The following is a 3,044-nucleotide window of genomic DNA, read 5'->3' as shown; positions in this document are numbered from 1 at the left end:
TCAGGTGGGTCCAAAACGCTATGGTCGCCAAGCAAATTCTTTAATTCGGAAAGCTGTTTTTTTAATTCTCGTTCTTACACATTCAATGTTCTTTCATTGAGTCCATCAAAACCCCTTGGGTGTTGTATGGTTAAGCCTCACGGGCAATTAGTACAGGTTAGCTCAACGCCTCACAACGCTTACACACCCTGCCTATCAACGTCGTAGTCTACGACAACCCTTTAGGATACTTAAAGTATCAGGGAGAACTCATCTCAAGGCTCGCTTCCCGCTTAGATGCTTTCAGCGGTTATCGATCCCGAACTTAGCTACCGGGCAATGCGTCTGGCGACACAACCCGAACACCAGAGGTTCGTCCACTCCGGTCCTCTCGTACTAGGAGCAGCCCCTTTCAATTCTCCAACGCCCACGGCAGATAGGGACCGAACTGTCTCACGACGTTCTAAACCCAGCTCGCGTACCACTTTAAATGGCGAACAGCCATACCCTTGGGACCGACTTCAGCCCCAGGATGTGATGAGCCGACATCGAGGTGCCAAACACCGCCGTCGATATGAACTCTTGGGCGGTATCAGCCTGTTATCCCCGGAGTACCTTTTATCCGTTGAGCGATGGCCCTTCCATTCAGAACCACCGGATCACTATGACCTGCTTTCGCACCTGCTCGAATTGTCATTCTCGCAGTCAAGCGGGCTTATGCCATTGCACTAACCTCACGATGTCCAACCGTGATTAGCCCACCTTCGTGCTCCTCCGTTACGCTTTGGGAGGAGACCGCCCCAGTCAAACTACCCACCAGGCACTGTCCGCAACCCCGATAAGGGGTCGACGTTAGAACATCAACACTACAAGGGTGGTATTTCAAGGACGGCTCCACGCAATCTAGCGACTGCGCTTCAAAGCCTCCCACCTATCCTACACATGTAGGGTCAATGTTCAGTGCCAAGCTGTAGTAAAGGTTCACGGGGTCTTTCCGTCTAGCCGCGGGTACACTGCATCTTCACAGCGATTTCAATTTCACTGAGTCTCGGGTGGAGACAGCGTGGCCATCATTACGCCATTCGTGCAGGTCGGAACTTACCCGACAAGGAATTTCGCTACCTTAGGACCGTTATAGTTACGGCCGCCGTTTACCGGGGCTTCGATCAAGAGCTTCGACCGAAGTCTAACCCCATCAATTAACCTTCCGGCACCGGGCAGGCGTCACACCGTATACGTCATCTTGCGATTTTGCACAGTGCTGTGTTTTTAATAAACAGTTGCAGCCACCTGGTATCTGCGACTCTCAATAGCTCCATCCGCGAGGGACTTCACCGTCGAGAGCGTACCTTCTCCCGAAGTTACGGTACCATTTTGCCTAGTTCCTTCACCCGAGTTCTCTCAAGCGCCTTGGTATTCTCTACCCGACCACCTGTGTCGGTTTGGGGTACGATTCCTTACAATCTGAAGCTTAGAGGCTTTTCCTGGAAGCATGGCATCAATGACTTCACTACCGTAGTAGCTCGACGTCGTGTCTCAGCCTTAAGAGAAACCGGATTTACCTAATTTCTCAGCCTACGCACTTGAACCTGGACAACCGTCGCCAGGCCCACCTAGCCTTCTCCGTCCCCCCATCGCAATTGTAAGAAGTACGGGAATATTAACCCGTTTCCCATCGACTACGCCTTTCGGCCTCGCCTTAGGGGTCGACTTACCCTGCCCCGATTAACGTTGGACAGGAACCCTTGGTCTTCCGGCGAGGAGGTTTTTCACCCCCTTTATCGTTACTCATGTCAGCATTCGCACTTCTGATACGTCCAGCATGCGTTACCACACACCTTCAACCGCTTACAGAACGCTCCCCTACCCAATATACAAAAGTATATTGCCGCAGCTTCGGTTTACTACTTAGCCCCGTTACATCTTCCGCGCAGGCCGACTCGACCAGTGAGCTATTACGCTTTCTTTAAATGATGGCTGCTTCTAAGCCAACATCCTGGCTGTCTGAGCCTTCCCACATCGTTTCCCACTTAGTAGTAATTTGGGACCTTAGCTGGCGGTCTGGGTTGTTTCCCTCTCCACGACGGACGTTAGCACCCGCCGTGTGTCTCCCGGATAGTACTTACTGGTATTCGGAGTTTGCAAAGGGTTGGTAAGTCGGGATGACCCCCTAGCCTTAACAGTGCTCTACCCCCAGTAGTATTCGTCCGAGGCGCTACCTAAATAGCTTTCGGGGAGAACCAGCTATCTCCAGGTTTGATTGGCCTTTCACCCCTAGCCACAAGTCATCCGCTAATTTTTCAACATTAGTCGGTTCGGTCCTCCAGTTGATGTTACTCAACCTTCAACCTGCCCATGGCTAGATCACCTGGTTTCGGGTCTATATCCAGAGACTGAACGCCCAGTTAAGACTCGGTTTCCCTACGGCTCCCCTAGATGGTTAACCTTGCCACTGAATATAAGTCGCTGACCCATTATACAAAAGGTACGCAGTCACAGGACAAGCCTGCTCCTACTGCTTGTACGTACACGGTTTCAGGTTCTATTTCACTCCCCTCACAGGGGTTCTTTTCGCCTTTCCCTCACGGTACTGGTTCACTATCGGTCAGTCAGTAGTATTTAGCCTTGGAGGATGGTCCCCCCATATTCAGACAGGATATCACGTGTCCCGCCCTACTCGATTTCACTGAACACACGTCGTCAACTACGGGACTATCACCCTGTATCGTCAGCCTTTCCAGGCTGTTCGTCTAACGCGTGTAAAGCTTAAGGGCTAGTCCAATTTCGCTCGCCGCTACTTTCGGAATCTCGGTTGATTTCTTTTCCTCGGGGTACTTAGATGTTTCAGTTCCCCCGGTTCGCCCTGTTGAGCTATGTATTCACTCAACAGTAATACCTTATGGTATTGGGTTTCCCCATTCGGAAATCCCAGACTCAAATGGTTTTTACTACCTAATCTGGGCTTATCGCAAGTTAATACGTCCTTCATCGCCTCTGACTGCCAAGGCATCCACCGTGTACGCTTAGTCACTTAACCATACAACCCGAAGGAGTTTCGAGTTGAT

1 rRNA gene is annotated in these 3,044 nt (G+C 51.1%); it reads right to left on the bottom strand.

The annotated features are described in order from the left end of the window. Positions 1 to 126: 126 nt before the first annotated feature. A 23S ribosomal RNA gene (locus R7Q47_RS23110) occupies positions 127 to 3,016 on the bottom strand. Between the last annotated feature and the right edge of the window lie 28 nt (positions 3,017 to 3,044).

This window comes from Vibrio sp. Vb0349 (assembly GCF_033338975.1).
Note: the sequence above shows the minus strand (reverse complement) of the source record. Positions and strands in the feature narration are given on the sequence as shown.